2 protein-coding genes and 1 pseudogene are annotated in these 1,422 nt (G+C 45.7%); all 3 read left to right on the top strand.

What is annotated here, in order from left to right; translation table 11 throughout:
- The coding region (locus R7P69_RS24635) for a phosphopantothenoylcysteine decarboxylase (RefSeq protein WP_318121745.1) at positions 1-558 on the top strand (558 nt) is incomplete at its 5' end.
- A 160-nt stretch (positions 559-718) separates the two neighbouring features.
- Complete coding sequence (gene slmA / locus R7P69_RS24630; RefSeq protein WP_318121744.1) at positions 719-1,309, top strand: nucleoid occlusion factor SlmA; 591 nt, start codon at positions 719-721, stop codon at positions 1,307-1,309.
- A 5-nt stretch (positions 1,310-1,314) separates the two neighbouring features.
- A pseudogene (locus R7P69_RS24625) lies at positions 1,315-1,422 on the top strand (lipid A biosynthesis lauroyl acyltransferase); the annotation flags it as partial.

The following is a 1,422-nucleotide window of genomic DNA, read 5'->3' as shown; positions in this document are numbered from 1 at the left end:
AAAATGGGGTATGCACTAGCAAACGCTGCCGCGCAGTTAGGCGCAAAAGTCACACTAGTGAGCGGCCCTGTCAACCTGAGCACACCGATGGGAGTGGAGCGCATTAAGGTATCTAGCGCACAAGAAATGTATGAGGCCGTGATGGCTCAAGCCATCAGTCACGATGCGTTCATCAGCTGCGCGGCAGTAGCGGATTATCGACCTGAGGCCATTGCGTCTCAAAAGTTGAAAAAGACGGCAGACAACGATCAGATGACCATCAAAATGGTGAAAAACCCTGATATTGTAGCGTCCGTCGCAGCACTGACTGATAAGCGCCCATTTACGGTAGGTTTTGCAGCAGAAACCAACGATGTCGAAACTTATGCCCGAGGAAAGTTAGCGAAGAAAAACCTCAATATGATCTGCGCTAACGATGTGTCAGTCGAAGGCCAAGGCTTCAATAGTAATGACAACGCCATCACCCTATTTTGGCCTGATGGTGAGCTTGCATTAGCTCTAGAGTCAAAAGAAGCCCTGAGCTTCAAAATCCTCGAGAAAATGCGTGAATTGATGTAATTCGCACTTATTTTCTAATTAAGAACTGGCACAAATTTAGTCTAAACATGACAACTGAGGGTGTTAAATCTCCCATTCCGCCCTCAGCAGTCTAGTGTGATGCGACTTAGCATCTTATAATCCCCTCCGCTCAACTTTGTATTTTGAAAGGAAGTAACTAATGGCCGGCAGTAAAAAATCCAATCGTCGTGAAGAGATCTTGCAAGCATTAGCACAAATGCTTGAATCTGCAGAAGGCGCTTCACGCATTACTACGGCAAAATTGGCAAAACAAGTCGGCGGCTCCGAAGCCGCGTTGTACCGTCATTTCCCAAGTAAAGCTCGCATGTTTGAAGGTTTGATTGAGTTCATCGAAGAAGCCTTGATGACTCGCATCAACCGCATTTTAGATGACGAGAAAGATACACTAGAGCGTATTCGTATGGTAATGCACCTGATTCTTGCATTTTCAGAACGTAACCCTGGCTTGACACGTATTCTGTCTGGTCATGCTTTAATGTTTGAAAACGAACGTCTACGTGAACGCATCAACCAGCTGTTTGAACGTATCGAAACCCAACTACGTCAGATTCTGCGTGAGCGTAAAATTCGTGAAGGTAAATCTTTCCCTGTAGAAGAGCGCATTCTTGCTGCGCAAATTCTTGGGCAAGTTGAAGGCAGCCTGAACCGTTTTGTGCGCAGCGATTTCAAGTACCAACCTACTGCAAACTTTGACGAGTATTGGGCACTACTCAGTGCACAAATTAAGTAGAGATTATGAGTAAAGACAAATACACGCAGCCCGAATTTTCTCTTTCCCTTCTCCATCCTCGTAACTGGGGAGTTTGGCTTGGGTTTGGTCTACTGGCTATCATCGTCAATATT

The sequence above is a fragment of the Vibrio sp. 661 genome, from assembly GCF_033339315.1.
Taxonomy (GTDB): Bacteria; Pseudomonadota; Gammaproteobacteria; order Enterobacterales; family Vibrionaceae; genus Vibrio; species Vibrio alginolyticus.
This window is presented reverse-complemented; position numbering and strand designations above follow the sequence as displayed.